Origin of the sequence: Actinomadura darangshiensis, from assembly GCF_004349235.1 — a bacterium.
GTDB classification, from domain to species: domain Bacteria; phylum Actinomycetota; class Actinomycetes; order Streptosporangiales; family Streptosporangiaceae; genus Spirillospora; species Spirillospora darangshiensis.
The window spans coordinates 15,627-40,356 of the sequence record NZ_SMKY01000029.1 but is presented as its reverse complement, the minus strand read 5'-3'; the positions used below and the strand labels follow the sequence as shown (position 1 = coordinate 40,356).

The window sequence follows — 24,730 nt, the reverse complement described above, 5'->3', positions numbered from 1 at the left end:
GGAGCGAGGCCCTCGGCCTCGCTCCCCTTCCCCCGTCCGGTGACCCCGTCGTCACCCGGCGGGCGCCGGCTGCGGCGGGGTGCCGCTCTTCAGCACCCGGTAGATCATCTCCGGGCTCATCAGCGCGTCCGCCGGGTCCACCAGGCCCGCCACCCGCATGAACGCCCGGGTGACCTGCCTGTCCTTGGTCGCCGCCGACTGCAGCAGCGCCATGTAGGCGTTCGCCATCTGCAGCTCGGGCGGCCGCGGGCCCTCCACCTCGGGGAAGGCGAGGTCGCCGCCCGCCGAGATCTGCCACGGCGCCTCGATGACCCCGGCGATGTCCTTCAGGAAGGGCAGCGGCTCGGGGATACCGCGCTCCAGGTGCGAGCGGAGCGTCAGCGCCTCCAGCGCCGCGACCGTCATGCCCTGCCCGTAGACCGGGTTGAAGCTGCACGCCGCGTCCCCTAGGACGATGAACCGGTCCGGGAAGCTCTCCAACTCCTCGTAGCGGCGCCGCACGCTCACCGGGTAGTGGAAGGCGACGGGCTCGTCCAGCGGCTCGGCGTCCTTGACGGCGTCGTGGACGTCCGGGACGGGCAGCGACCGCAGCCACGCGTCGAAGCCCTCGTCGTCGGTCGGCGCGCTGTCGCCCAGCACCCCGGTGAGCGACACGATCGACCGGCCGTGCCCCACCCGGGAGAAGAACGCCCCCCGCGGCGTCGCGGGCGTGGAGACCGGGTTGATGGACAGGTCCCCGTTCAGGATCGACTCGTCCGGCAGCCGGTAGTGCCGGGTGGTGTAGCTCAGGTCGATCTTGATGCGCTCCTCGCGCGGCCGGGCGTGGCCCATCTCCTCGAGCCAGGCCGGCGTGCGGGAACCGCGCCCGGTGGCGTCCACCACCAGGTCGGCCTCGACGACCTCCGGCTCGGCGTCGCCGTGCTGGGCCCGCACCCCGGTGACCCGCCGGCCGTCCGCCGTCGCCGTCGGCCCGAGGATGTCGTACTCCTCCATGAACCGGACGTTCGGCCGCTCCTGCACGCCGTCCCGGACGTGGGCCTCCAGGACGGGCCGGTCGGTCGACACGCAGATGCACCCGGTCGCGGCCGGGCGGAGCCGCTTGCCGTTGAAGAACCAGCGCAGCTCGCCGAGGTCCCCGGTCGGGATGCCCGCCGCCACGGCCCGCTCGGTGAAACCGGGGAACAGCTCATCGAGGATCTGCTGCCCGCGGGCGAGCAGCCCGTGCACGTGCCGCCCCTGCGGGACGCCGCGCCGGGCCTCCGTCACCCCCGTGAGCCGGTCCCGGTCGACCACCACCACCTCGTCGAAGGCGTCCGCGAGTACCCGGGCCGCCAGCAGCCCCGCCATGCTCCCGCCGAGTACCACGGCCCGCCTGCCCACGGACCCGTCACTTGCGCTCACCGTCATCTCCCGGAAGGTAGGAAGCCGTCGCTCACCGCGCGTCGCGCGGGGTGTTCTGGTAGGCGGCGAGCCGCCACATCCCCTCCTGCTTCACCAGCAGCCAGGACGCCCGGATGGCGCGCTCGTCCGAGGGCTCGGTCTCGCCCGGCGCGAGGACGCCGCCGTGCGTGATGAGCAGCCCCACCGTGTCGCTGAGCAGCCGGACGTGCAGCGGCGTCCCGGTCACCTGGGTGCCCTTCAGGTCGTTCTCGAACGCGGCCGCCATGAACCCGGCGATCTCCGCGCGCCCCTCCCGGAACACGCCCGGGAGGATCATGGTGCCGTCCTCGGTGAACACCTCGGCGAACGCGCCGGCGTCGTGCGCCGCCCAGGCCTCGACGACGCGCGCCGGGACGGCCGCCAGGGCGGCCTGCTCGGTGGAACTGGATGACGTGCTCGTGGTCATGTGCGGTCCTTTTCTGCCGGTGCCCGGTCAATTCCCTGAGCACGGTCCTGTGCTCGCATTCCGACAATCCCACCGCGACCGTCCGGCGGCCATCTCCTGGCTTGCGCCATGGCTCTTTCTCCGCAATTCCTCGGAAGCATTCCAGAAGATGGCGGGCGGGCGTGCGCGATGTGAGGATCCGAAGGAATGCAATGCGGGAATCCGAGCGCTGGGAGGAAAGGGTGACAATCACCGAGGTGCCATCGCGCGCGGAGCTGGTGGCCGCCGCGCGGAACACGGTGCCGGCGCTGCGCGAGCACGCGCCGTGGAGCGAGCGGAACGGACGGCTGCACGACGACGCGGTCGCGGCGCTGGCGGAGGCGGGGATGTTCCGGCTCCGGCTCCCGGCGCGCTACGGCGGGTTCGAGAGCGACGCCCGCACCGTCGTGGACGCGGTCGCCGAGCTGGCCGCCGGCGACGCCTCCGCCGCCTGGGTCGTCGGGGTCAACGCCATCACCACCTGGATGGCCGCGCTGCTGCCCGACGAGGTCCAGGACGAGGTGTTCGCGACCCCGGACGTGCGGCTGTGCGGCACGCTCAGCCCGACCGGCATGGGCGTCCCCGCGGACGGCGGCCTCGTCCTGAACGGCAAGTGGGGGTTCATCAGCGGCGCCCCGCACAGCCACTGGCAGGTCGTCATCGCGGTCGCGCCCGCGCCTGGCGGCGACTTCTGGCCGGTGATGGCGGTCGTCCCGATGAGCGACCTCACGACGGTCGACGACTGGGACACCTCCGGGCTGCGCGGGACGGGCTCGGTGAGCACCGTCGCGGAGAACGTCTTCGTGCCCGAGCGGCGGATCCTGCCGCTGCCGCTGGTCCTCGCCGGCCAGTACGCGTCGCGGGCCAACGCCGCGTCGCCGGTGTGGCGGGCGCCGCTGCTGCCGACCGCGTCGGCCCTGTCGGTCGGCACGGCCGTCGGGCTCGCCGCGGCGGCGAAGGCCGAGTTCCTCGACCGGCTGCCCACCCGCAAGATCACCTACACGTCGTACGAGGAGCAGAGCGAGGCGCCGGTCACGCACCTGCAGCTCGCGGACGCGGCGATGCGGATCGACGAGGCGTTCTTCCACGCGCACCGGCTCGCCGACCTGGTCGACTCCAAGGGCGCTTCGGGGGCCCCATGGAGCGCCGAGGAGCGCGCGGTCGCCCGCGCCGACATGGGCCGCGCCGTCCGGCTCGCCAAGCAGGCCGTGGACCTGCTGGCGGGCGCGAGCGGCGGGTCTTCCATCTACAGCTCCGTGCCGATCCAGCGGATCCTGCGCGACGTCCAGGCGATCACGATGCACGCGCTGATGAACCCCGACACCAACGACGAGCTGTACGGCCGGGTGCTGTGCGGCCTGGAGCCCAACACCCTGTACTTCTGACCGCGCCCTCCTTCCTGGACCGTCGCCGGTGGCCTCCGCCGGCGGCGGTCCTCGTCGTCGTGGCGGGGCACGGGCCGGGACGGGGAACAGGCCCGAGCGGGGCACGGGCCGGAGCGGGGCACGGGCCGGAGCGGGGCACGGGAAAGCGCCGGCCGCTCCGGGTGGGGCGGCCGGCGCGCGGTGCGCGGCGGGACCCGCCGGTCAGCGCCGTCCCGAGCCGGCCGGGACGGTCAGCCGCACCGGGAGCGTCCGGTGCCCGTTCATGATGAACGTCGGCAGCGGGGTCAGCTCCTCGGAGGGCACCGCCAGCTCCAGGTCGGGGAAGCGGCGGAACAGCGTCGACAGGCCGACCTCGGCGACCATCCGGGCCACCCCGGCGCCCAGGCAGTAGTGCGGGCCGTGCCCGAACGACAGGTGCTCCTTGTCCGCCCGGGTGACGTCGAAGACGTCCGCGTCGCCGCCGTGCAGGGCCGGGTCGCGGCCCACCGCGCTGTAGTTGACCAGGATCGGGTCGCCCTTCGGGATCGTGACCCCGTCCAGCTCGATGTCCTCGGCCGCGTACCGCAGCGGCAGGTGCGCCAGCGGCGACTCCACCCGCAGCGTCTCGTCGATGACGTCCTCCCAGGACGCCCGGCCCGACGTCACCAGCGCGCGCTGCTCCGGATGGGTCAGCAGCGCGGTGATCGCGTTGTCGAAGAAGTTGATCGTGGTCTCCGAGCCGGCGCCGAGGATCGCGAAGATCGTGTCGGTCAGCTCCGCCTCGCTGAGCCGCGACCCGTCCTCGTCCCGGGCGGCGATGAGGTCGCTGGTGATGTCCCCGCCGGGCTCGCGGCGCTTCGCCTCGATCAGCTCGGCCATCGCGCCGCGCCATCCGGCCAGCACCGCCTGCGCCTGCTCGGGCGTGACGGTGGTGTCCACCATCATGTCGATGACCGTCGCGGTCTTCGCGCGGGCCTCCTCCGACATCCCGATCAGGTCCGCGACCAGCCGGGCCGGCAGCGGGTAGGCGAACCGCTCCCGCAGGTCGACGACCTCGCCGGGGCCCGCCTGGGCGAGCCCGTCGAGCAGCTGGCCGGTCAGCTCGACCACGCGCGGCCGGATCGCCTCGGTGCGGCGCGGCGTGAACGCCTTGCCGACCAGGCGCCGCAGCCGGACGTGGTCCTTGCCGTAGGCGGTCACCATGTTGTCCATGGCGATCCAGCTGATCATCTCCCAGTCCAGGGGGATCTCGCCGTTGATGAACGCGGGCCAGTGGTTGCGGGCGCTCTTGGTCACCCGCGGGTCGGCCAGCAGCCTCTTGATCACCGAGTGCCGGTTGACGGACCAGGCGAGCACCCCGCCGGGCAGCTCGATCTGCACCGCCTCCCCCTGCGCGCGCAGCAGGGCGGCCTCGCCGTGGATGTCCCAGCCTGTGGTGTCCAGCTTGAAGGGGCAGCCGTCGTGCATGGGATCTCTCCTCACTTGAGCGTGCGCAGGAAGGCGCGGACGTCCTCGACGAGCAGCCCCGGCTGCTCCAGCGCGGCGAAGTGCCCGCCGCGGTCGAACTCCGTCCAGTGCGTGATCGTCGGCAGGTCCCGCTCGGCGAGCCGGCGGACCGGGACGAAGATGTCGTGCGGGAACACCGCGACGCCGACCGGGACGGGGACCGGCGGCGGCTGCACTCCGGACGCCGCCTGGGCGACCGCCGCGGCGCCCTCGTAGTAGAAGTTCGCCGCCGAGTGCGCGGTGCGGGTGAACCAGTAGATCGCCACGTTGGTGAGGATCCGGTCGCGGCCGACGGCGTCCTCCGGGCGCCCGCCCGGGTCCGTCCACTCGGCGAACTTCTCCGCGATCCACGCCAGGTGCCCGACCGGGGAGTCGTCCAGCGCGTACGACAGGGTCCGCGGCCGCGTGGCCATCACCTTCATGTACGCCGACAGCTCCGCGTCGAACCGGGCCAGCCTGCCGAGGCGCGCCTGGTCGTCCGGGCCGAGGCCGGCCAGCTCCGCCGGGTCGCCGGACGGGAAGGCCATCAGCATGTTGACGTGCACGCCGATGACGTGGTCGGGGTCGCAGCGGCCGACCTGCAGGGAGATCGGCGAGCCGGCGTCCCCGCCCTGCGTGGCGTAGGAGGTGTAGCCGAGCCTGCGCATCAGCTCCGCCCACGCGGCGGCGATCCGCGGCACGTCCCAGCCGGTGTCGCGCAGCGGCGCCGAGAACCCGTAGCCGGGCAGCGACGGGATCACCAGGTGGAACGCGTCGGCGGGGTCCCCGCCGTGCGCCCGAGGATCGCTGAGCGGGCCGATGACGTCGAGGAACTCCGCGACGGACCCGGGCCAGCCGTGCGTCAGCAGCAGCGGACGGGCGTCCGGCTCCGGCGAGCGGACGTGCAGGAAGTGGACGGTCGCGCCGTCGATCTCGGTGGTGAACTGCGGGTACCGGTTCAGCTCCGCCTCGGCGGCGCGCCAGTCGAAGCCGGTCCGCCAGTACTCGGCCAGGTCGCGCAGGTAGCCGAGCGGCACGCCGCGGTCCCAGCCGGGGCCGCCGAGGTCGTCCGACCACCGGGTGGCGGCGATCCGGCGGTGCAGGTCGTCCAGCTCCGCCTGCGGGATGTCGATCCGGAAGGAACGCATGACTGTCCCATCTGCTGTGGTGGCTGCCGGTGCGTCGGGTGACGCCGGGGGTCAGGGGGCGGCCGGTCCGGCCGCGGCGCGGGGCCGCATGTCCGTCCAGTTCGCCGCGATGGATTCCAGGCACTCCGCTCGTGCGGCGGGGCCGTGGCGCACATTCCATCCGGCCGGTACGTCGAGCGTCCCGGGCCAGAGCGAGAATTGCCCGCCGGAATTGGTCAGGACGCGGAAAGAGAGGTTCTCGTCGTCGAATGGATTCACCGGTGGTGGTCCCTTTCCCGCTCGGATCCGTGAGCCGACCGTCCCATTTGGCGGGTGCGCGCGCATCTTCGGTATTGCCGGTTCGGCCGGTCCGGGGGCGGCGGTGCGGCGCATCTCCGGGGCTGCGCGTCGGCGCGGCATTCCGGAAGATGCGGGCCGGTAGGCCGGTCGGCGAGCCTGGGCACGGCGCCCACCACGGACGCACCCAGCCAGGCACGCTCCAGAGGGAGACCCGAATGACCCCGCCCAGCCCAGTGGCGCCCGCGCCGAGCCGGGACGCGCAGTCCGTGGCGCGGCTCACCGAGATGGCCGACTACATCGTGCCCTTCACGCTGCGCGCGGTCTGCGACCTCGGCGTCGCCGACCTGCTCGCGGACGGGCCGCGCCCGGTGGACGAGCTGGCGCGCGGCACGGGAACGGACCCCCAGGCGCTGCTGAAGGCGCTGCGGGCGCTCGCCGGACGGGGCGTGTTCACCGAGCCGGAGCCGGAGGTGTTCGGGCTGACGGAGCTGGGGCAGCCGCTGCGCAGCGACCACCCGCGGTCGCTGCGGGACGCCTACCGGTTCCTCGCCGCGGACGTCCGGGCTTGGGCGTCGCTGCCGCACAGCCTGCGGACCGGCGAGCCCGCCTTCGACCACGCGCACGGCACGGACTACTGGACGTACATGGCGGAGCACCCGGACGAGGGCGCCCGCTTCGACGCGACGCAGCGCGGCGTGACCCGGCGCGAGGTGCGGGCGCTGCTGCCCGCCTACCCGTGGTCGCGGTTCTCCACGATCGCCGACGTCGGCGGCGGCAACGGCGCGTTCCTCGCGGCGCTGCTGCAGGCCAACCCCGGCATGCGCGGCATCCTGTTCGACCAGCCGCGCGTCGTGGCGGCGGCCAGGCCCGTGCTGGCCGCCGCGGGCGTGGCCGACCGGTGCACGGTGGTGGGCGGCAGCTTCTTCGAGACGGTGCCGGCCGGCGCCGACGCGTACATCCTCAAGCGGGCCCTGTACGACGTCGGGGACGACGACCGCGCGGTGGACGTGCTGCGGTCGGTGCGCGCCGCGATGGGCCCGGACTCGCGGCTGCTGGTGATCGAGCCGCTGTCGGAGCCGGGCGACGCGTTCAGCTGGGGGAAGCTGTACGACCTGCTGCTGCTCGCGATGCGCGGCGGCGGCAGCCGCAGCGCGGCCCGGCTGGCGGAGCTGATGGAGGCGGCGGGCCTGCGGCTCGCCGAGGTGGTGCGCACCGGGGGCCTGCCGATCATCGAGGGCCGCCCGCTCTAGGGCCGGCGGGGAGGGGTTCCGATGCGTTTCCTGTTCGCATCCTACGCCGAGCGGACGCACTTCTTTCCGATGGTGCCGATCGCCTGGGCGCTCCGCGCCGCCGGGCACGAGGTGCGGGTGGCGACGCAGCGTCCGCTGGTCCCGGCCGTGCTGGAGAGCGGCCTGCCGACCGTCGCCGTGGCGGGCGACCACGACTGGCAGCGCCGGGTGGTGGCGGCCAGTTCGGCGAAGGGCGACTGGGAGGGCTGGGTGCAGCGGGTCACGGACGTGGCCCGCACCGGCCACCGGATGGGCTGGGACGACCTGCACGCCTACTTCGAGGAGCAGGTCGAGCACGCCTGGAAGCACTTCAACCACGGCCTGGTCGACGGGCTGGCCGGCTATGCGCGCGAATGGCGCCCCGACATGATCCTCTGGGAGCCGTTCACGTTCGCCGCGGCGGTCGCCGCCCGTGCTCTCGGCATCCCGCACGCCCGTGTGACCTGGGGCGCGGACGTGTGGGTGCGCGCCCGCCGCCGGTTCACCGAACTGCTGGCCGAGCGCTCGCCCGAGCTGCGCTCGGACCCGCTGCGCGACTGGCTCGGCGCCGAGGCGGCGCGGTTCGGCGCGGACTTCGACGAGGAGCTGTTCACCGGCCAGTGGACGATCGACCAGTCGCCGCCGAGCATGCGGCTGGAGTCCGGGGTGCGGACGATCCCGGCCCGGTACGTCCCGTACAACGGGCCCGCCGAGATCCCGGACTGGCTCCGCGAGCCGCCGCGGCGGCCGCGGGTGTGCGTCACCGGCGGGCTCACCGCGCGCGGCCTGTACGGCGCCGACCTGCTCGGCCCGGCCCTGCTGGACCGGCTCGCCGCCCTCGACGTCGAGGTGGTCGCGACCGTCGCGGCGGGCGACGGGGAGCGGCCCGCGGTGCCGGACAACGTGCGGCTCGTGGACTTCGTCCCCATGGACCCGCTCCTGGAGACCTGCTCGGCCGTGGTGCACATGGGCGGGTTCGGGGTGATGTCCACGGCCATGCGACACGGCGTTCCGCAGCTCACGCTGCCCAAGCTCGGCGATTCGACGGTGCGCGCCGATCTTCTGCGGGCGACCGGGGCCGGATTGGTAGTCTCCCACGACGAGGCCACCCCGGACACCGTGCGCGACGCGGTCGCCCGGCTGCTGGCGGAGCCCGGATTCGGTGAGGCGGCGGAGCGGCTGCGCCGCGAGACGCTGAGCGAGCCGGCCCCCGGCGCGGTGGCCGCCGCCCTGGAGGGGTCGGCGGCCGGACGGTCAGGGCTGCGCGCCCCCGCCATCGAGTCCGAAGGAGTCCCGCTGTGATCACGCTCGACGACATCCGCCGTTTCGCGCTCGCCCTGCCCGAGGTGGAGGAGGTCACGCACTTCCGGCTGCCGAGCTTCAAGGTCCGCAAGAAGCCCTTCGCCGGCGTGGAGAAGGGGGAGGCGACCGCGGTCTTCTCGGTGTCGGAGGAGGAGGCGGCGCGGGCCGTCGCCGCCGACTCCGAGGTCTACGAGGAGGTGTGGCGCACCGCCGCCACCAAGATCTTCGTCGGCCTGCGGGTCGACCTGGCGAAGGTCGACGAGGAGCGCGTCCGGGAACTGGTCGAGAACGCCTGGCGCAACAAGGCCCCCAAGAGGGTGGTCGCAGCTTACGACGCCCGGTGACGGGCGGCCGATGACGGGACGGGGGCGGCCAGGCGTCGCCGCCCCCGTGCCGGGGACGGAGGGACGGGCATGGACGGACTGCTGCGGGACAAGGCGGTCCTGGTCTCCGGCGTGGGACCGGGGCTCGGCCGCACGACGGCGCTGCGCTGCGCCCGCGCCGGCGCGGACGTCGTCCTCGCCGCCCGGGACGGCGAGCGGCTCGACGCGGTGGCCGCGGAGGTGGCGGCGCTCGGCCGCCGTGCGGTCGCGGTGCCGGCCGACATCACCGACGAAGAGTCGGCCGCGGCGCTCGCCGCCCGCGCCGTGGACGCGTTCGGGCGCCTGGACGCGCTGGTCAACAACGCCACCGCGGGCATCCCCCCGGCCGACCTGGCGACCGTCGACCTCGGCGCGTTCGCGGCGGGCATGGGCGTGGACGTCGTCGCGGCGCTTCGGCTGACCCGGCTGCTGGCACCCGCGCTCGCCGAGCGCGGCGGCGCCGTGGTGATGGTCGCCTCCAGCGTGATCCGCGAGTCGCCGCCCGGCCTGGGCGTCTACAAGACGGTGAAGAGCGCGCTGGTGGCGGTGGCGCAGACGCTGTCGGCCGAGCTCGGATCCGGCGGCGTCCGGGTGAACACGGTCGCGCCCGGGCCGCTGTGGGCGGACGCCGTGAAGGCGCACTTCGCCGCCGTCGCCGAGCAGCGCGGCGTCCCCCTCCGGCAGGTCTACGACGAGACCGCCGCCACCATCGACCGGCGCCGGCTCACCGAGCCGGACGAGGCCGCCGACGCGATCGTGTTCCTGGTCTCCGACCTCGCGCGCGCGGTCACCGGGCACTGCCTCGACGTCAACGGGGGCCAGTACCACAACTGAACCGGCGATCGGAGAGCGACATGACCGCAACGGACCCGGCGGCCCGCACGGCGGTGGTGACGCCGAGCGACCCGCGCTACGAGGATCTGCTCGACGCCTACAACCACCGGTTCTCCGCCCGCCCCCGCGAGATCCGGGTGGCGGTGTCGGCGGCGGACGTCGCCGCCGCGCTGCGCGACGCGGCCGGCTCGGGGGCCCGGATCGCCGCGCGCAGCGGCGGCCACTGCTTCGAGGGCTTCGCGTCCGCCGCCGACCTCGCGGTCCTGCTCGACGTCTCGCAGCTGGACGGCGTGGCCTACGACCCGGCCCGCCGCGCGTTCGCCGTCGGCGCGGGCGCCCGGCTCGGCCCGGTGTACCGGGCCCTGCACGCCCGGTGGGGGGTGACGATCCCGGCCGGGACCTGCTTCGACGTCGGGATGGGCGGCCACGTCGCCGCCGGCGGCTACGGCCACCTGTCGCGGCGGGACGGGCTGGTCGTCGACCACCTGTACGCCGTCGAGGCCGTCGTGGTGGACGCCGGCGGGGAGCCGCGCGTCGTCACCGCGACCCGCGAACCGGACGACCCGCACCGCGACCTGTGGTGGGCGCACACCGGCGGCGGCGGGGGCAACTTCGGCGTGGTGACCCGCTACTGGTTCCGCAGCCCGGACGCGGACCCGGCGCGGCTCCTGCCCGCCGCACCCGGACGTGTCCTGCGGCGCACGGTGGTGTGGCCGTGGGAACCGATGGACGACAAGGCCCTGACCCGCCTCGTCCGCAACTTCTGCGACTGGCATGAGGACAACTCCGCCCCCGGCTCGCCCGCCGCGCCGCTGTGGAGCAACCTCATCCTCAGCCACCGGTCGGCCGGCGCGATCACGCTGACCTCAGTCGTCGACGAGGCCGCGCCGGGCGCCGCGGAGCTGCTCGACGAGCAGTACGCGCGGCTCACCGGCGGGGTCGGCGTCGTCCCGGCCGTGGACGACCGGGCCGTCCAGCCGTGGATGAGCGGCTGGATGCCGTCCTTCACCTGGCCTCCCGAGCCGCTGGGCCGCTACAAGAACAAGGCCGCCTACCTGCGCCGGGGGTTCGACGACCGACAGCTGGAGGTCGTCTGCTCCTACCTCGGCGGGGACGGCGGCAACCCCTTCGCCTGCCTCGTGCTGTCGGGGTACGGCTGCCGGATCGCGGAGGTCCCGTCCGGCGACACGGCCGCGGCGCACCGGACGCCCGTGCTCAAGGCGATGTTCTGCGGCGGCCAGTGGACGTCCCCGGACGAGGATGGACCCCGCATCGACTGGATCCGCCGCTTCTACCGCGACGTCTACGCGCACACTGGGGGAGTGCCGGTCCCCGACGCCGTCAGCGACGGCTCCTACATCGGCTACCCGGACGTCGACCTGGCCGGCCCGGAGTGGAACACCTCGGGCGTGCCGTGGCACGACCTGTACTACGGCGGCAACTATCCGCGCCTGCAGCGGGTGAAGGAACGCTACGACCCGCTCGGGGTGTTCCGGCACGGCCTGTCGGTGCGGCCGCCCGCATGACCCGCTGGCTGATCACCGGCGCGGGCGGCGTGCTCGGCCGCGAGCTGCAGGACGTGCTCCGCGATCGCCGAGCCGAGACCGTCGCCCTGACGCGGCGCGACCTCGACCTCACCGACGGGCGGGCGGTGCGCGCCGCCGTCCGCCGGCACCAGCCGTCCGTGCTGGTGAACTGCGCGGCCTGGACGGACTTCCACAGCGCCGAGGAGCGCGAGGCGGAGGCGCTGCGGATCAACGGCGCCGCGGTCGGCGCGCTCGCCCGCGCGTGCGCGGACGCGTCGGTCCGGCTCGTGCACGTGTCCACCGACTACGTCTTCGACGGGACGGCCCGCCGCCCCTACGCCGAGGACGCGCCGGTGCGCCCGCTCAGCGCCTACGGCCGCACCAAGCTCGTGGGGGAGCGCGCCGCCGCCGGCCTGGTCGCCGCCGGGGGCGCGGCGATCGTCCGGACGGCGTGGCTCTACAGCCGGCACGGGACCGACTTCGTCCGCGCCATGGCCCGGGTCGAGCGGGCCGGCGGCCGCGCCGAGGCGGTGGACGACGAGTGGGGCCAGCCCACGTGGGCCGCCGACGCGGCCCGCCAGATCGTCGCGCTCGCCCGGACGGGCGCCGCCGGGGTGTTCCACGCGACCAGCGGCGGCGCGGCGTCCCGCCGGGACCTCGCCGGCGAGGTGTTCCGGCTGCTCGGCGCCGACCCCGGCCGGGTGGCGCCGATGCCCGCCGACCGCTTCCCGGGCGCGCACCTGCGTCCCCGGTACACCGTCCTCGGGCACGCGGCGTGGGCGCGCGCCGGGCTCGCCCCGATCCAGCACTGGCGCGCGGCACTGGAAGCCGCGTTCCCACACCTGGACCTGGACGCGTAGCCGAAACGCCGCCGGTCACACCTCGCCGGGCAGGACGGCGGTGTAGTGGTCCACGAGCGGCTGGAACCGCGGGTCGGCCGGCGGGATCTGCGCGCGCCGCACCGGCCGCCCGGCGAGCAGGTCGTCCAGATGGGCGAGCGAGAGATGGTAGCCGGCGGCGCTTTGCGGCGCGTGCGCGAGGTCCTGCAGCGTCACGTCGAGGACGAGGACGCTTCCGCCGGCGTCGGGCGAGACCGTCCAGCGCAGGTTCTCGTCGTACGGGCTGCCGGGGATGCCGGGCCAGTGGAACTCCAGCAGCCGGGGCTGCTCGGCCGCGGTGACCGTCCCCGCCTCCGGGGCGCCGCCCGCGAACGCGAGCCGGATCGCGCCGCCGGGGACGGGGTCGACGGCCACCTCCCAGGGCGTCCACCGGGACAGCTCGGCGCCGTCGGTCAGCGCGCGCCAGATCCGCTCGGCCGGACGGGGGTAGCGGTGGTCGAGCCGCAGCACGGGCCGCTCCGTCCCCGGGTCGCGGGACAGGGCGGCGCCGGGCCGAAAGGATGCGTCGGTCATGAAGGGCCTCTCGGGGGTCGGGCACGGGCGGCCGTGCGCCGTCGGGTCTCGTCTACCCGACGAACGCCGCGGCGGCGACAGGACATCCGCGGTGCCGCAGCGCTCGGGCCGGGAGGGGACGAGGCGGCGTCGCGGCGGCGTCAGGGCGCCGGGACGGCGGACGGCGCGGTCACGAACCGGGGCCGCGGGACCGGCACGATGAACCGGCCGCCCGCCTCCAGGTACGCGCCCTCGCGGGCGATGATCTCGTCGGCGTAGTTCCAGGCCAGCAGCAGGAAGTAGTCCGGCCGGCGGGCCAGCCCCTCCTCCGGCGAGACGATCGGGACCCGCGAGCCGGGCATCAGCCGGCCCTGCTTGAGTTGGGTGGTGTCGGTGCAGAACAGCACCTGCTCCCGCGTGAGCCCGCACGCGTTGAGCAGCGTGGCGCCCTTGGCGGGCGCGCCGTACCCGGCGACCGTGCGGCCCTCGGCGGCGAGCGAGCGGATGAGGTCGCCGATCTCCGCGCGGGCGGCCTCGGTGTGGCGCGCGAATTCCAGGTACGGGCCGTCGCCGGACAGGCCGAGCGCGTCCTCGCGGGCCAGCATCCGCGCGACCGCCGGACGCTCCGGGCGGCCCGCGCCGCGCGGCGCGGCGGACACGACGATGGAGCCGCCGTGCACGGGCGCCGTCCGCACGTCCACGAGGTCGAGCCCGTGCATGCCGAACAGGGTGCGCAGCGTGCCGAGCGAGAAGTACGACAGGTGCTCGTGGAAGATGGTGTCGAACTCGTCGTTGGCGAGCAGCTCCACCAGGTACGGGACCTCGATGGTGAGCACGCCGCCCGGGTCGAGGACGGCCGTCACCCCGTCCAGGACCTCGTGCACGCCGTCGATGTGGGCGAAGCACTGCCGGCCCAGCACCAGCCGGGCCCGGCCGTGCCGCTCGGTCAGCCGGGCGCCGACGCGTCCGGTGAACGGCTCCGGCACTGTCTCCACGCCGCGGGCGTTGGCGATCTCGGCGAGGTTGCGGGCCGGGTCGACGCCCGCCACCCGCATCCCCGCCCGCCGGAACAGGTCCAGGTGGACGCCGGTGTTGCTGCCGAACTCGACGACGAGGTCGCCCTCGGCCAGGTCCGCGTCGGCGACCAGCCGCCGCATGTGGCTCATGATCGTCTCGGACTCGGACGAGACGTACCGGTAGTGCCCGAACATCGCCTCCGGGTCGACGACGTGGCGCAGGCTCATCAGCCGGCAGCCGCGGCACACCACGACCTCCAGCGGTACCCGCCGCTCCGCGCCGATCGGGGCGTCCGGGTCGAGGAAGTCGCCGGCGAGCGGGGTCTCGCCGAACGACACGACGTCCAGCCAGTCGTCCCGCCCGCACACCCGGCAGCCGTCGGCCTTCCGCACGATCTCCTGCATCGCTCCTCCTGTCGGTGTGGGCCGCGCGGTCAGGCGGTGACGCGGCGGGGCAGGCCTCGGCCCGCGACGGCGGGCGCGGCGTTCTTCAGCGGCTCCCACCAGGCCCGGTTGTCGCGGTACCACGCGACGGTCTCCGCGAGCCCCCGCTCGAGCGGGACGCGCGGCGCGTACCCCAGCTCCTCGCGGATCTTGGTGATGTCGAGGGAGTACCGCAGGTCATGGTTCGGCCGGTCCGGGACGTGGTCGACCATGTCCCAGCCGGCGCCGCACGCCCGCAGCAGCCGGTCGGTCAGCTCCCGGTTGGTCAGCTCGGTGCCGCCGCCGACGTGGTACACCTCGCCGGCGCGGCCGCCGAGCAGCACGAGCTGGATGGCGCGGCAGTGGTCGGAGACGTGCAGCCAGTCCCGCACGTTGCGGCCGTCGCCGTACAGCGGGACGCGCAGCCCGTCGAGCAGGTTCGTCACGAAGAGCGGGATGACCTTCTCCGGGTACTGATGGGGGCCGTAGTTGTTGGTGCATCGGGTGACGACGACGTCGAGGTCGCGGGTGCGGTGCCAGGCGAGTGCCAGCAGGTCCGACCCGGCCTTGGCCGCCGCGTACGGGACGTTCGGCGCGACTGGGGACCGCTCCGTCCACGTCCCCTCGGGGATGGAGCCGTAGACCTCGTCGGTGGACACGTGCACGAACCGGCCGGCGCGGTGCCGGTCGGCGGCCTCCAGCAGCACCTGCGTGCCGAGCACGTTCGTCTGCACGAAGCGGGCCGCGCTGGCGATGGATCGGTCGACGTGGGTCTCGGCGGCGAAGTGCACGATGACGTCGTGGCCCGCGACGACCTCGTCCACCACGACCGGGTCGCTGGTGTCGCCCTGGACGAACCGGAACCGGGGGTGGTCGCGGACCTCCTCCAGGTTCGCCGGGTTGCCGGAGTAGGTGAGCAGGTCCAGCACGGTGACGTGGACGCCGGCGGACCCGGGCAGGTCGCCGCGCAGCGCCGACCGCACGTACTCGGAGCCGATGAACCCGGCGCCGCCGGTGACGAGGATCCTCATGGCCGCTGGTCTCCTTCCGGGGCGGGGGCCGCGGGGCCCTCCAGCCCGACGTCGGCGTGGTCGCTGAGCACGAACCGGTGCCCGGCACCGGCGCGGGGCGCGGGGCGGACGGTCGCGCCGCGGCCCAGCAGCGAGCCGCGCAGCGGGTGGGGCGCCCGCACCTCCGCCCCGTCCATCAGGATCGAGTCGGCGACCCGGGCGCCGAGCAGCGTGCAGCCGCGGCCGACGGAGACGTCCGGGCCGATCCGGCTGTCCTCGACCCGGCTGCCCGCGCCGACGACCACCGGGCCGTGCAGGGTGGAGCGCAGCACCCGGGCGCCGGGCTCGACGACCACCGGGCCGAGCAGCCGGCTGTGCTCGTCGACGTGCCCGGCGACGTCGCGGGACAGGCCCGCCAGGACGCGCCGGTTCGCGGCGAGGACGTCGTCGGGGCGGCCGGTGTCCTGCCAGTGCCCGTCGTACTGGTGCGCGGTGACCGGGCGCCCGTGCTCCACCAGCCAGCGCAGCGCGTCGGTGAGCTCCAGCTCGCCGCGCTCCCCGGGGGTGATCGCGGCGACGGCCTCGTGCACGGCGGCGGTGAAGAAGTAGACCCCGATGACGGCGAGGTCGCTGCGCGGCCGCCGCGGCTTCTCGGTGATCGCGCGGACGGCGCCGGCGCCGTCCAGGTCGACGACGCCGAACCGGCGCGGGTCGGCGACCTTGCCGACGACGATGTGCGCGGCCGGGCGGTGCTCGCGGAACGCCGCGGCGAGCCCGGCGACGCCGTCCAGCAGCATGTTGTCGCCGAGCCACACGACGAAGTCGTCGTCGCCGAGGAACGCGCGGGCGACGATCAGGCAGTGCGCCAGGCCGAGCGGCCTCTCCTGGGGCAGGTAGGTGATCCGCGCGCCGAACCGGGACCCGTCGCCGAGCGCGGCGGCGATCTGGTCGCCGCCCGCGCCGACGACGACGCCGATATCGGTGGCGCCGAGCTCCCGGATGCCCGCCACGACGTGTTCCAGCACCGGGCGGTTCGCCACCGGAACGAGCTGCTTCGGCATCGCGTGACTGAGCGGCCGGAGCCGCATTCCCATTCCGCCGGACAGTATCAGGGCTTTCATAGAAATCCGCCCGCGTCCCGCATCGGTGTCCTCCACATGGCCTTTTTCGGGCGCCGTTCGCCGTGCCGGACGCACGGCGTTCTTACCGGCAACGCTAGTGGTCAGAGCGGTCACTTGCTTCTCAAAGATTGCCAGGTGAGTTTCCCGTCCAGCCGTCGGACTCCAATTCCAGGAACATTTGCGAGGGCCGCCCGCGGAATCGCGCCCGGACGAAGTCGAAACCGGCGAACAGCGGGGTGAGAACGGGGTAGAGGGGATGGCGGACGACGGGCCGGCCGGCCGACAGCCGGACCAGTCCGCGCCCGGCGAGCCAGGCGAGGACGCTCGCCGTCCAGAACGGCGCGCCCTGGGTGTAGCGGAACCGGCGGACCCGCAGCCCGGCCGCCCCGGCCAGCCGGGTGAGGTTTCCGCGGTCGAACAGCCGCCAGTGCCGCGGGCAGTGCAGCCCGCCCCAGTTGCGGTGCCGGAACAGGCGGGCGTCGAGGCTGTCGGCGTTCGGCGTCTTCACCAGGATCACCCCGCCGGGCGCGAGGCAGCGGCGGAGCGCGGCGAGCACCGCGGCCGGGTCGGCGACGTGCTCGATCAGGTTGAGCAGCAGGATGAGGCCGAAGCGCTCGCCGGGTTCGAAGTCCTCGATCCGGCCCTGGTGGTAGCGGTGTCCGCGGGCGCGCGCCAGCCGGCCGGCCCGCTCGTCCAGGTCGACGACCTGGGTGAGCGCGGTCCGCGGCTCCAGCTCCCGGATCAGGGACAGGTGGGCGCCGTCGCCGCCGCCGACGTCCAGCACGTTCACCGCCTCGCCCGGCACCCCCGCCAGGACGCGGCGGAACAGGGCGGCGTCCAGGCGGAGCTTGACCCGCGCGGCGAACGACCGGTCCGGCGGCCCGTAGGAGTAGTAGGAGGGCGGGTAGATCTCGGCCAGCCGGTCGGCCGGGACGGGGTCGATGAACACCAGGCGGCAGTCGGGGCAGCGGCGGTAGGCGAACTCGTCGCCGCTGGTGAAGTACTCCAGGTCGCGGGCGCGGGCCCACGGGAGGGTCCGCGGGGCGCGGCAGAGGGGGCAGCCGGTCATACGCGGTTCAGCTCCCGCCATGCCTCGCGGTAGGTCGTCGTCCGCCGCAGCAGCAGCGGCGCGACGTCGGTGCGCAGCAGGAACCGCTCCACCTCGCGCAGCCGGGTGAACGAGACGCTCGGGTCCCAGTGGTGGAGCAGGTGCCGGTTGAAGCCCGCGCCGCCGAGCGTGGCCGCGAGCATGCCGTCGCCGAACAGCCGGTTGACGGCGCCGTGCGGCGTCCGCCGGTAGTCGGCGCGGTCGTCGGCGGAGTCGCCGCGATGCTCCAGCACCTGCCGGACGCTGTTGAACAGCGGCAGGAAGGTGAGCATGCCGAGCACCCACGCGGCCGCGAGCGCGGGCAGGCCGAGCAGCAGCGCGCCCACCACGACGGACGCGTTCACCGCCCCCGCGGCGAGGAAGACCGGGCCCAGGAAGGGCGGTCCGGCGGTTTCGGCGGACGGCGTGCGCGATGCCGCGCTCTCCGTGGCCCCGGCGGACGTCCGCTGGTAGCCGGCCAGGGACCGCACGAGCCGCACGCCGGTCAGGCTCTCGAGCAGGAACCGGCGGTCGAGCGGGTCGAAGTAGCTGGTCTCGGTGTCGGCGGTGGTGCCGAGGTTGCGGTGGTGCACGAAGTGGATCTGGCGGTAGGCGCGCACGTCCGACCCCAGGATCACCCCGAGGCAGGCGTTGGCGGCGAGGTCGTTCAGCCTCCGGCCCGGCGCCAGGTTGTAATGCGCCGCCTCGTGCTGGAACAGCAGCAGGTAGTGCAGCCAGAAGCCGAGCACGGCGCCGCCGGCGACGGCGAGCACCGCGCCGGCGGCCGCCCCCGGGAGGGTTCCGGGGACGGCCCGCTCCAGCAGCGCGATCGCCGCGCCGCAGCCGGCCAGCGCCAGGTGCCCGCCGAGCAGCTTGCCCCAGACGGACGGCCAGCGCGGGGCGAGGGTGCGGCGGAAGGCGGTGTAGCGGACGCCGGAGTCGTCCACGATCCACGAGTGCCGCACCGCGGACAACTCCTGCGTGGGCGGGGTCATCGCGAGCCGGCGCCCTGGCAGTCGAGCAGCAGCAGCCCGGTCGCCGTGGGCCGCACCATGCGACACGCCTTCAGCGCCCACATCGACACCGCGATCGACGGACCCGAGCCGAAGCCGGTGAAGCCGCGGCCGGGCGGGGCGGTCAGGATGAAGCGGATCTCGCCCTTGGCGACGAGCCTGCGGAACTGCGGCAGCGTCGGCGTCGGGTTCGACCCGTCGAAGCCGCCCATCGCCATGATCGGCGCGCCGCCGGCGGCGATGGCCATCGGCGCGGACTGCAGCCCGCTGGGGACGGCCACCAGCCAGCGCGCCGAGCCCCGGTTCGCCTGGAGGAACCCCAGCAGCGCGGGGTCGACGCGCTGCGAGCCGGAGATGACGCCTATGATCGCGTTGCCGATCTGCGGCGGGACCACGGCGAGGCCGTACCGCCCGCCCTGGTTGGCGAGCGGGTTGATGCCGAGCAGCCGCTGCTCGGTGGTCTTCGCCGACCAGACCGCCGGGGCGGCGAGGACGGCGACGGCGGTCAGCGCCGCGAGCGCCGGGCCCGCCCACGTCAGCGGCCGCGACAGCGGGACGGACAGCAGCGCCAGCGCGGCCGCGGCCAGCACCACCGGCAGCAGCCAGCCGGGACGGTGCGCCGTGGTGTCGTGCAGCACCCACGCCGACCAGCCGCCGGCCACGGCGATCTGCGCGATGAGGGCGACGGCGCCGAAGGCGCGTCCGCGCCGCCACGCCCGCCAGGCCGTCACCAGGCCGCCCGCGGCGAGGGCCGCCAGAGCCGGGGCCATGAGGCTCGTGTAGTACGGGTGCAGGACGCCCTGCATGAAGCTGAACACCGCCCAGCAGCACACGGCCCAGCCCGTCCAGAGCACGAGCCCGGCGGGGGAGCCGTCCCCACGGCGGCGCAGGTCGTAGGCCATGGTCACGGCGCCGACCAGGGCGAGCGGCAGCCACCAGGAGATCTGGTCGGCGAGCACCCCGGACAGCAGCCGGCCGGGCCCCGCCTCGCCCGCGTGGAATGCCTGCCCGGTCTGGAACGCGTGGATGATGACCGCTCCGGGCCCCTTGACCTGGGTGTCGGGCTCGGACAGGTGCTGGGAGAGGATCTGCCCGATCCGGTTCCCCACGGTCCCGTCGGTGCTGTTGCCGACCCACGGGCGGTCGGGCAGGAGCCGGAAGACGAGCGGCCAGACGGCGCTGACCGCGGCGAGGGCCGCCCCGGCGGCCGCCAGCCGGACGAGCCGCCGCCGCACCGGGCCCGCGGCGAACAGCAGCCAGGTCAGCGCCATCGCCGGGACGACGACGAACGCCTCCAGGTACTTGACGTCGAAGCCGAGCCCGATGACCGCGGCGGCGCCGAGCAGCGGCCGGACGCGGTCCCGGCGCAGCGCCCGCAGCAGCAGCCAGGCGCCGGTCAGCATCGTCAGCAGCAGCAGCGCGTCCGGGTTGTTGTCGCGCTCGATCGCGACGTTGACCGGGCTCAGCGCCAGGCCCAGCGCAGCCGGCAGCGCGGCGGCCCGCGCGGCGGGGGAGTCGCCGCCGGCCTCACGCACCGCGAGCCCCAGCATGAGCACGGACGCCACGCCCGCCAGCGCGGTGGGCAGGAAGACCGTAGCCCAGTGCACGCCGAAGATGCCGATGAGGATCGCCGACGGCCATAGCGCGGGCGCTGGCTTGTCCATGGTGATGAAGTGGCCGGTGTCCAGGCTGCCGGACAGGAACGACGTCCAGTCCCCGGACATGCTCAGCGCGGTCGCCGTGTAGTAGGCGTTGCCGGTCCCGGTGTCGGCGGCGTGGTGCCAGACGCGCAGGACGGTCGCGATCGCGAGGCAGGCGGTCATCCCTGCCCACCACCACGAGAAGGCGGCGCGGCCTGGGCGGCCCGGCGTCTGGTCGGAGGCCGCCGCCCGGACGGGCGCCCCGTGGTCTGCTGGCTCGGTTCTCATGCGACTCAGCATGAGCGCGGCCGCGGAACCGCTCATCTTCTCCCGTGCGCGAGGCGGAACCGCTCCGGAGCGCCTTGCGGACCGCCGAAACGCAGGAAGGGCGCGAACCGGAACGCAGCGCGGAGCGCCCGCGCCGGGACGCTCGGCGTGGGCGCTGCTCAGGCCGCTCAGACGGTGAAGAACTCCTCCAGCAGGGGGGCGACCAGCTCGGGGACGAGCCGGTGGTTCTGGCCCTCGAGGGACCGGTAGGTCACGTCCGGCAGCGTGGCGGCCAGCTCCCGCATCGCGGTGCGCTGGAACGGCGGGCTCTCCGTCCCGTCCATCACGAGGGTCGGGACGGCGACGGCCCTGACCCGCTCGGTGGGCAGGGAGTTGTCCCCGGCGATGGCGGCCTCGTACCGCAGCGACGGCGCCAGCGCCTCCAGCGCCGGCCACGCCGGGATGGTCCGGAAGTGCGCCACCGCCTCCGGCGGGAACCCGACCGCCTTCACCAGGAAGTGCGCGACGGCGTCGCCGTTCCGCCCCTCAGCGATCATCGCGTCCAGGTCCCGGACGTAGGCGTCGTCGAGCCGCGGATGGCTGTCGTCCACGATGTACGGCGGCTCGTACAGGGCGAGCCGGGTGATCGGCAGGCCGCGCGCCACCGCCTCCAGTGCCAGCATCCCGCCGGTGCAGTTGGCGAACAGGAACGCCTCGCCGGCCGCCTCGTCCACGATCCGGCTCAGGTCCTCGACCTCGCGGTCCAGGGAGTAGGGCGGGGTGTCGCCGCTGGCGCCCCGGCCACGCCGGTCGTAGTTGTAGGTGGTGAACCGCGGCGCGAGCAGTTCGGCGATCGGCGCGCAGGTGGCCCGGTCGTTCAGCGCGCCGCCCATGAGGACGACCGGCGGGCCGTCACCGAGCCGGTCGTAGGCGATCTCCGTGCCGTCCTTGGACGTCACCGTGCGCATGGCGCTCCTTCCGGTCGTGGTCATTGCGGTGGTCCCCTCCGCTCTCCGCGGGGGTCGGCGGCGCCGACCGGGGGGACGTGCCGGAGCGCGACGAGCACGAATCCGGCGAGGACGAGGAACAGGACGGCGCCCACCGCGGCGACGGAGTGCAGCCCCGCCGTGAACGCGTGCCGGGCGCTCTCGGACAGCCCGCCCGCCCACGCGGCGGACGAGTGCCGGGTCACCGCGACGGCGCCGGTGATGCCGTCGCGGGCGGCGTCCGCCGCCAGGGCGGGGGTGCCCGCGGGCACGCGCAGGTGGTCGCGGTAGGCGGCGGCGCCGACGCTGCCGAGGACGGCGATGCCGGTGGCGACGCCGAACTGGCCGCCCGCCTCCACGGTCGCCGAGCCCGCCCCGGCCTTCTCCGGCGGGACGGAGCCGAGCATCATGCCGTAGCCGAGCCCGATGCCCGGGCCGATGCCCGCCATCGCGACCGCGAACCCGGCGATCAGGAGGACGGGCACGCCGGTGCCGGTGCCGACCCCCGTCACCATCAGGTAGCCGGCGGCCGACAGCAGCAGCCCGGCCGCGGTTACGTGCGCGGGACGCAGCGCCCGCCCGGCGCCCGTGCCGGCCATGATGCCGGCCACCATCGCCAGCGTCGCCGGGATCATCCACAGGCCCGCCGACAGCGGCGACAGGCCCGCCACCGACTGCAGGTACAGGTTCGCCATGAGCAGCGCCCCGCCCTGGATCGCGCCGCCGGAGACCGACAGCACGAGCGCGGACCGGTAGGTGCGGTTCCGGAACAGCGCCGGGTCGAGGACCGGGTGGGACGAGCGGGACTGCCGGCGCCAGAAGACCACGCCGAGGACGAGCCCGGTGAGCCCGGCGAACACCGGGCCCGGGTCCCATCCGTCCCGGGCGCCCTCCGTGACCGAGTACATGACGGGCAGCAGCGCGGCGGGCGCGAGCGCCGCGCTCACCGGGTCGAGCCGGCCCTCGGTGGAGCCGCGCGACTCCGGCAGCAGCAGCGGCCCGGTGACGAGCAGCAGGCCGATGATGGGAACGGCGAGCAGGAAGATCGACCCCCACCAGAACGCCGCGAGCATCGTCCCGCCGACGATCGGGCCGACGATCGAGCCGCCCATGAAGCAGCTCATCCAGACCGCGACCGCGGCCGACCGCTGCTTCGGGTCGGGGAACATGCCGTTGATCAGCGCGAGCGACGACGGCGCGAGCGTCGCGGCGGCGACGCCCATCGCGGTGCGGGCCGCAATGAGGGCGCCGGGGCCGCCGGCCCACGCCGCCCACACCGACGCCGCGCCGAACACCGCGGCGCCGGCGAGCAGCAGCCGGCGCCGCCCGGTGCGGTCCCCGAGGACGCCCATCGGGATCAGGAAGGACGCGAGCATCAGCCCGTACACGTCCAGGATCCAGAGCTGGTCGGTGGCGCTCGGCCGCAGGTCCGCGCTCATCCGCGGCAAGGCGAGGAACAGCACGCTGAGGTCGACCGAGACCAGCAGCGTCGGCAGCGCGAGGACCACGACGCCGAGCCATTCGCGCCGCCCGGCCCGCGCGGGCGCGGGCGTGGCCGTACCGGTGGTCATGGGGTCTCCCGGGGTCGGCCCGCGGCCGGCGCCTGCCGCTCGCCGACCACGGCGGCGAGCTCGGCGACGGTGGGGGAGTCGAACAGGTCGGCCATCGACAGCTCCACGCCCAACCGGGCCTGGATGCGGGCGATGAGCCGCATGGCCAGCAGCGACTGGCCGCCGAGGTCGAAGAAGCTGGCGTGCACGCCGACCGTCCCGCAGCCGAGCACCTCGGCGAACACGGCGCACAGCACCGCCTGCAGCGGGTCGGGCGGGCCGTCGTCGGCGGCGACGCCCGCCTCGGGCGCGGGCAGCGCCCGGCGGTCGACCTTGCCGTTGGGCGTCAGCGGCAGCGCCTCCAGCGGGAGCAGCGCGTCCGGGACCATGTAGTCCGGCAGCGTGGCGCGGGCGTGCGCGCGCAGGTCCGCGGCGTCGAGCCGGCCGTGGACGGGGACGTAGTACGCGGCGAGCCGCAGCCCGCCATCGTCGTCGCGGTACCCGGCCGCGGCGACGTGCCGGACCTGCGGGTGCTCCGCCAGCACCGCCTCGACCTCGCCGAGCTCGACCCGGAACCCGCGGACCTTCACCTGGCCGTCCGCGCGCCCGACGAACTCCAGCAGGCCGTCGCCGGTCCAGCGGGCCAGGTCCCCGGTGCGGTACATCCGCGCGCCCGGCTCCCCGTACGGGTCGGCGACGAACCGCTCGGCGGTCAGGGCCGGGCGGCCGTGGTAGCCGCGGGCGAGCCGTCCCGAGAGGTAGACCTCGCCGGTCCCGCCCGCCGCCGCCGGGGCGAGCGCCTCGTCCAGGACGCGGACCGCCACCCCCTGCATGGGCCGCCCCACCGGGACGGCCGTGCCGGGGCGCGCCGTGCCCGACATCGGGTTGGACGTGCTGAACAGCGTGGCCTCGGTCGCGCCGTACATGGCGCGGACGGTGATGTCCGGGCAGGCGTCCAGGACCCGGCGGACGGCCGCGGGGGCGATGACGTCGCCGCCGGTCAGCACCTCGGACAGTCCCGCGAGCGCGCCGGGGTCCTCCTCCGCGATCACCCGGAACAGGCCCGCGGTGAGGTGCGCGGCGGTGACGCCCTCCGCGGCGACCAGCCGCCGCAGCATCGCCACGTCCGGGCGGCCGGGCGGGGCGAGCACGACCGTCCCGCCGCGGAGCAGCGGCACCCACAGCTCGTAGGTGGAGACGTTGAAGGCGTACGGGGCGACCATGAGGACCCGCTCGTGCCGCCCGGTCGCCCAGCACGGGTCGTCCACCAGCTCGGTGACGTGCCGGTGGGTGACGGCGACGCCCTTCGGCCGCCCGGTGGACCCGGAGGTGTGGATGACGTACGCGAGCGCGTCCGCCGGCACGTCCACGGCGGGCGCCGTCTCGGGCCGGCCGCGGGTCGCGCCGCCCCGGTCGACGATCAGGACGTGGTCGGTGTGCGGCAGCCCGCCGCGGCGGGAGGCGGTGTCGGCCAGCAGGATCGGCGCGGCGGTATCGTCGACGATGCCCTGCATCCGCTCGATCGGGTCGGCGCTGTGCAGCGGCAGGTAGCAGCCGCCCGCCTTGGCGACGGCGAGCAGCGCGACAACGAGGTCGGACGAGCGTTCCAGCAGGACCGCGACCGGCTGCTCGGGCCGGAGGCCGAGGCCGAGCAGCCGGTGCGCGAGCCGGTTCGCCCGGCGGTCGAGCTCGCCGTAGGTGACGGACGCGCCGGCGGCGCGCAGCGCGCACGCGTCCGGCCGCCGCGCGGCCTGCGCGGCGAAGCGCTCGGGAATGGTGTGGTTCATCGCGATG

General features: G+C 75.0%; 22 protein-coding genes. 7 read left to right on the top strand and 15 right to left on the bottom strand.

All coding sequences use genetic code 11. The features are described 5' to 3' along the window. Positions 1 to 51 precede the first annotated feature (51 nt). Positions 52 to 1,407, bottom strand: a complete 1,356-nt coding sequence (locus E1293_RS09470) for an FAD-dependent oxidoreductase (RefSeq protein WP_132195993.1) — start codon at positions 1,405 to 1,407, stop codon at positions 52 to 54. Between the two features lie 25 nt (positions 1,408 to 1,432). Continuing rightward, positions 1,433 to 1,846, bottom strand: coding sequence for an SgcJ/EcaC family oxidoreductase (locus tag E1293_RS09465; RefSeq protein WP_132195991.1), 414 nt, complete (start codon positions 1,844 to 1,846; stop codon positions 1,433 to 1,435). Between the two features lie 236 nt (positions 1,847 to 2,082). Here E1293_RS09465 and E1293_RS09460 point away from each other — a divergent pair, with 236 nt between their 5' ends. Continuing rightward, complete coding sequence (locus E1293_RS09460) at positions 2,083 to 3,249, top strand: acyl-CoA dehydrogenase family protein (protein ID WP_243716125.1); 1,167 nt, start codon at positions 2,083 to 2,085, stop codon at positions 3,247 to 3,249. A 201-nt stretch (positions 3,250 to 3,450) separates the two neighbouring features. On the opposite strand, the gene E1293_RS09455 is transcribed toward E1293_RS09460, so the two are convergent. From E1293_RS09455 to E1293_RS09445, 3 genes are read right to left on the bottom strand one after another with little or no spacing between them, the layout of a single operon-like run. Further along, positions 3,451 to 4,695, bottom strand: a complete 1,245-nt coding sequence (locus E1293_RS09455) for a cytochrome P450 family protein (RefSeq protein ID WP_132195987.1) — start codon at positions 4,693 to 4,695, stop codon at positions 3,451 to 3,453. A gap of 11 nt (positions 4,696 to 4,706) precedes the next feature. Beyond that, positions 4,707 to 5,861 (bottom strand): epoxide hydrolase family protein, encoded by a 1,155-nt coding sequence (locus E1293_RS09450; protein WP_132195985.1) that lies wholly within the window; start codon positions 5,859 to 5,861, stop codon positions 4,707 to 4,709. Positions 5,862 to 5,912: 51 nt separating this feature from the next. Beyond that, on the bottom strand, positions 5,913 to 6,185 hold the full coding sequence (locus E1293_RS09445; RefSeq protein ID WP_132196030.1) for an MbtH family protein: 273 nt from the start codon (positions 6,183 to 6,185) through the stop codon (positions 5,913 to 5,915). Positions 6,186 to 6,355: 170 nt separating this feature from the next. Between E1293_RS09445 and E1293_RS09440 the strand changes: the two genes are divergently transcribed. The 6 genes from E1293_RS09440 (at position 6,356) to rfbD (ending at position 12,292) form a co-directional block, all read left to right on the top strand. Next, on the top strand, positions 6,356 to 7,390 hold the full coding sequence (locus tag E1293_RS09440; RefSeq protein ID WP_132195983.1) for a methyltransferase: 1,035 nt from the start codon (positions 6,356 to 6,358) through the stop codon (positions 7,388 to 7,390). A gap of 69 nt (positions 7,391 to 7,459) precedes the next feature. Next, positions 7,460 to 8,710, top strand: coding sequence for an activator-dependent family glycosyltransferase (locus E1293_RS09435; RefSeq protein ID WP_424923611.1), 1,251 nt, complete (start codon positions 7,460 to 7,462; stop codon positions 8,708 to 8,710). After that, positions 8,707 to 9,054: an MmcQ/YjbR family DNA-binding protein gene (locus E1293_RS09430; protein ID WP_132195979.1), complete on the top strand. Its 348-nt coding sequence runs from the start codon at positions 8,707 to 8,709 to the stop codon at positions 9,052 to 9,054. The genes E1293_RS09435 and E1293_RS09430 overlap by 4 nt, the downstream gene beginning before the upstream one ends. 69 nt (positions 9,055 to 9,123) lie before the next feature. After that, positions 9,124 to 9,906: an SDR family oxidoreductase gene (locus tag E1293_RS09425; protein ID WP_132195977.1), complete on the top strand. Its 783-nt coding sequence runs from the start codon at positions 9,124 to 9,126 to the stop codon at positions 9,904 to 9,906. A 20-nt stretch (positions 9,907 to 9,926) separates the two neighbouring features. After that, positions 9,927 to 11,432, top strand: a complete 1,506-nt coding sequence (locus tag E1293_RS09420; protein ID WP_132195975.1) for an FAD-binding oxidoreductase — start codon at positions 9,927 to 9,929, stop codon at positions 11,430 to 11,432. Continuing rightward, positions 11,429 to 12,292: a dTDP-4-dehydrorhamnose reductase gene (rfbD, locus tag E1293_RS09415; RefSeq protein ID WP_132195973.1), complete on the top strand. Its 864-nt coding sequence runs from the start codon at positions 11,429 to 11,431 to the stop codon at positions 12,290 to 12,292. Before E1293_RS09420 ends, rfbD begins: the two co-directional genes overlap by 4 nt. A gap of 15 nt (positions 12,293 to 12,307) precedes the next feature. Here rfbD and E1293_RS09410 read toward each other — a convergent pair whose 3' ends face one another. The 10 genes from E1293_RS09410 to E1293_RS09365 form a co-directional block, all read right to left on the bottom strand. Continuing rightward, complete coding sequence (locus tag E1293_RS09410; RefSeq protein WP_132195971.1) at positions 12,308 to 12,844, bottom strand: SRPBCC domain-containing protein; 537 nt, start codon at positions 12,842 to 12,844, stop codon at positions 12,308 to 12,310. Positions 12,845 to 12,984: 140 nt separating this feature from the next. Continuing rightward, complete coding sequence (locus E1293_RS09405) at positions 12,985 to 14,244, bottom strand: class I SAM-dependent methyltransferase (protein WP_132195969.1); 1,260 nt, start codon at positions 14,242 to 14,244, stop codon at positions 12,985 to 12,987. Between the two features lie 29 nt (positions 14,245 to 14,273). Further along, positions 14,274 to 15,293, bottom strand: coding sequence for a dTDP-glucose 4,6-dehydratase (gene rfbB, locus E1293_RS09400; RefSeq protein WP_132195967.1), 1,020 nt, complete (start codon positions 15,291 to 15,293; stop codon positions 14,274 to 14,276). Further along, complete coding sequence (locus tag E1293_RS09395) at positions 15,290 to 16,393, bottom strand: glucose-1-phosphate thymidylyltransferase (RefSeq protein ID WP_132195965.1); 1,104 nt, start codon at positions 16,391 to 16,393, stop codon at positions 15,290 to 15,292. Before E1293_RS09395 ends, rfbB begins: the two co-directional genes overlap by 4 nt. Before the next feature lie 121 nt (positions 16,394 to 16,514). Next, positions 16,515 to 17,462 (bottom strand): class I SAM-dependent methyltransferase, encoded by a 948-nt coding sequence (locus tag E1293_RS09390; protein WP_165978154.1) that lies wholly within the window; start codon positions 17,460 to 17,462, stop codon positions 16,515 to 16,517. After that, a complete protein-coding gene (locus E1293_RS09385) occupies positions 17,459 to 18,475 on the bottom strand; it encodes a fatty acid desaturase (protein ID WP_132195961.1) in 1,017 nt (338 codons plus the stop codon). Before E1293_RS09385 ends, E1293_RS09390 begins: the two co-directional genes overlap by 4 nt. Continuing rightward, positions 18,472 to 20,421 carry an ArnT family glycosyltransferase gene (locus E1293_RS09380; RefSeq protein WP_165978153.1) on the bottom strand — a complete coding sequence of 650 codons (1,950 nt, stop codon included), beginning with the start codon at positions 20,419 to 20,421 and terminating at the stop codon, positions 18,472 to 18,474. Before E1293_RS09380 ends, E1293_RS09385 begins: the two co-directional genes overlap by 4 nt. A gap of 167 nt (positions 20,422 to 20,588) precedes the next feature. After that, positions 20,589 to 21,368 carry an alpha/beta fold hydrolase gene (locus E1293_RS09375; RefSeq protein ID WP_132195957.1) on the bottom strand — a complete coding sequence of 260 codons (780 nt, stop codon included), beginning with the start codon at positions 21,366 to 21,368 and terminating at the stop codon, positions 20,589 to 20,591. A gap of 20 nt (positions 21,369 to 21,388) precedes the next feature. Next, positions 21,389 to 22,957: an MFS transporter gene (locus tag E1293_RS09370; protein ID WP_132195955.1), complete on the bottom strand. Its 1,569-nt coding sequence runs from the start codon at positions 22,955 to 22,957 to the stop codon at positions 21,389 to 21,391. Beyond that, positions 22,954 to 24,723 (bottom strand): non-ribosomal peptide synthetase, encoded by a 1,770-nt coding sequence (locus tag E1293_RS09365; RefSeq protein ID WP_132195953.1) that lies wholly within the window; start codon positions 24,721 to 24,723, stop codon positions 22,954 to 22,956. Before E1293_RS09365 ends, E1293_RS09370 begins: the two co-directional genes overlap by 4 nt. Between the last annotated feature and the right edge of the window lie 7 nt (positions 24,724 to 24,730).

Bases quoted from the DNA above. Each gene is read 5' to 3' on its own strand.
- E1293_RS09470 (WP_132195993.1), bottom strand. From the start codon at position 1,407: ATGACGGTGAGCGCAAGTGACGGGTCCGTGGGCAGGCGGGCCGTGGTA.
- E1293_RS09465 (WP_132195991.1), bottom strand. From the start codon at position 1,846: ATGACCACGAGCACGTCATCCAGTTCCACCGAGCAGGCCGCCCTGGCG.
- E1293_RS09455 (WP_132195987.1), bottom strand. From the start codon at position 4,695: ATGCACGACGGCTGCCCCTTCAAGCTGGACACCACAGGCTGGGACATC.
- E1293_RS09450 (WP_132195985.1), bottom strand. From the start codon at position 5,861: ATGCGTTCCTTCCGGATCGACATCCCGCAGGCGGAGCTGGACGACCTG.
- E1293_RS09445 (WP_132196030.1), bottom strand. From the start codon at position 6,185: ATGCGCGCGCACCCGCCAAATGGGACGGTCGGCTCACGGATCCGAGCG.
- E1293_RS09440 (WP_132195983.1), top strand. From the start codon at position 6,356: ATGACCCCGCCCAGCCCAGTGGCGCCCGCGCCGAGCCGGGACGCGCAG.
- E1293_RS09435 (WP_424923611.1), top strand. From the start codon at position 7,460: ATGGTGCCGATCGCCTGGGCGCTCCGCGCCGCCGGGCACGAGGTGCGG.
- E1293_RS09425 (WP_132195977.1), top strand. From the start codon at position 9,124: ATGGACGGACTGCTGCGGGACAAGGCGGTCCTGGTCTCCGGCGTGGGA.
- E1293_RS09420 (WP_132195975.1), top strand. From the start codon at position 9,927: ATGACCGCAACGGACCCGGCGGCCCGCACGGCGGTGGTGACGCCGAGC.
- rfbD (WP_132195973.1), top strand. From the start codon at position 11,429: ATGACCCGCTGGCTGATCACCGGCGCGGGCGGCGTGCTCGGCCGCGAG.
- E1293_RS09410 (WP_132195971.1), bottom strand. From the start codon at position 12,844: ATGACCGACGCATCCTTTCGGCCCGGCGCCGCCCTGTCCCGCGACCCG.
- E1293_RS09405 (WP_132195969.1), bottom strand. From the start codon at position 14,244: ATGCAGGAGATCGTGCGGAAGGCCGACGGCTGCCGGGTGTGCGGGCGG.
- rfbB (WP_132195967.1), bottom strand. From the start codon at position 15,293: ATGAGGATCCTCGTCACCGGCGGCGCCGGGTTCATCGGCTCCGAGTAC.
- E1293_RS09395 (WP_132195965.1), bottom strand. From the start codon at position 16,393: ATGAAAGCCCTGATACTGTCCGGCGGAATGGGAATGCGGCTCCGGCCG.
- E1293_RS09390 (WP_165978154.1), bottom strand. From the start codon at position 17,462: ATGACCGGCTGCCCCCTCTGCCGCGCCCCGCGGACCCTCCCGTGGGCC.
- E1293_RS09385 (WP_132195961.1), bottom strand. From the start codon at position 18,475: ATGACCCCGCCCACGCAGGAGTTGTCCGCGGTGCGGCACTCGTGGATC.
- E1293_RS09380 (WP_165978153.1), bottom strand. From the start codon at position 20,421: ATGAGAACCGAGCCAGCAGACCACGGGGCGCCCGTCCGGGCGGCGGCC.
- E1293_RS09375 (WP_132195957.1), bottom strand. From the start codon at position 21,368: ATGCGCACGGTGACGTCCAAGGACGGCACGGAGATCGCCTACGACCGG.
- E1293_RS09370 (WP_132195955.1), bottom strand. From the start codon at position 22,957: ATGACCACCGGTACGGCCACGCCCGCGCCCGCGCGGGCCGGGCGGCGC.
- E1293_RS09365 (WP_132195953.1), bottom strand. From the start codon at position 24,723: ATGAACCACACCATTCCCGAGCGCTTCGCCGCGCAGGCCGCGCGGCGG.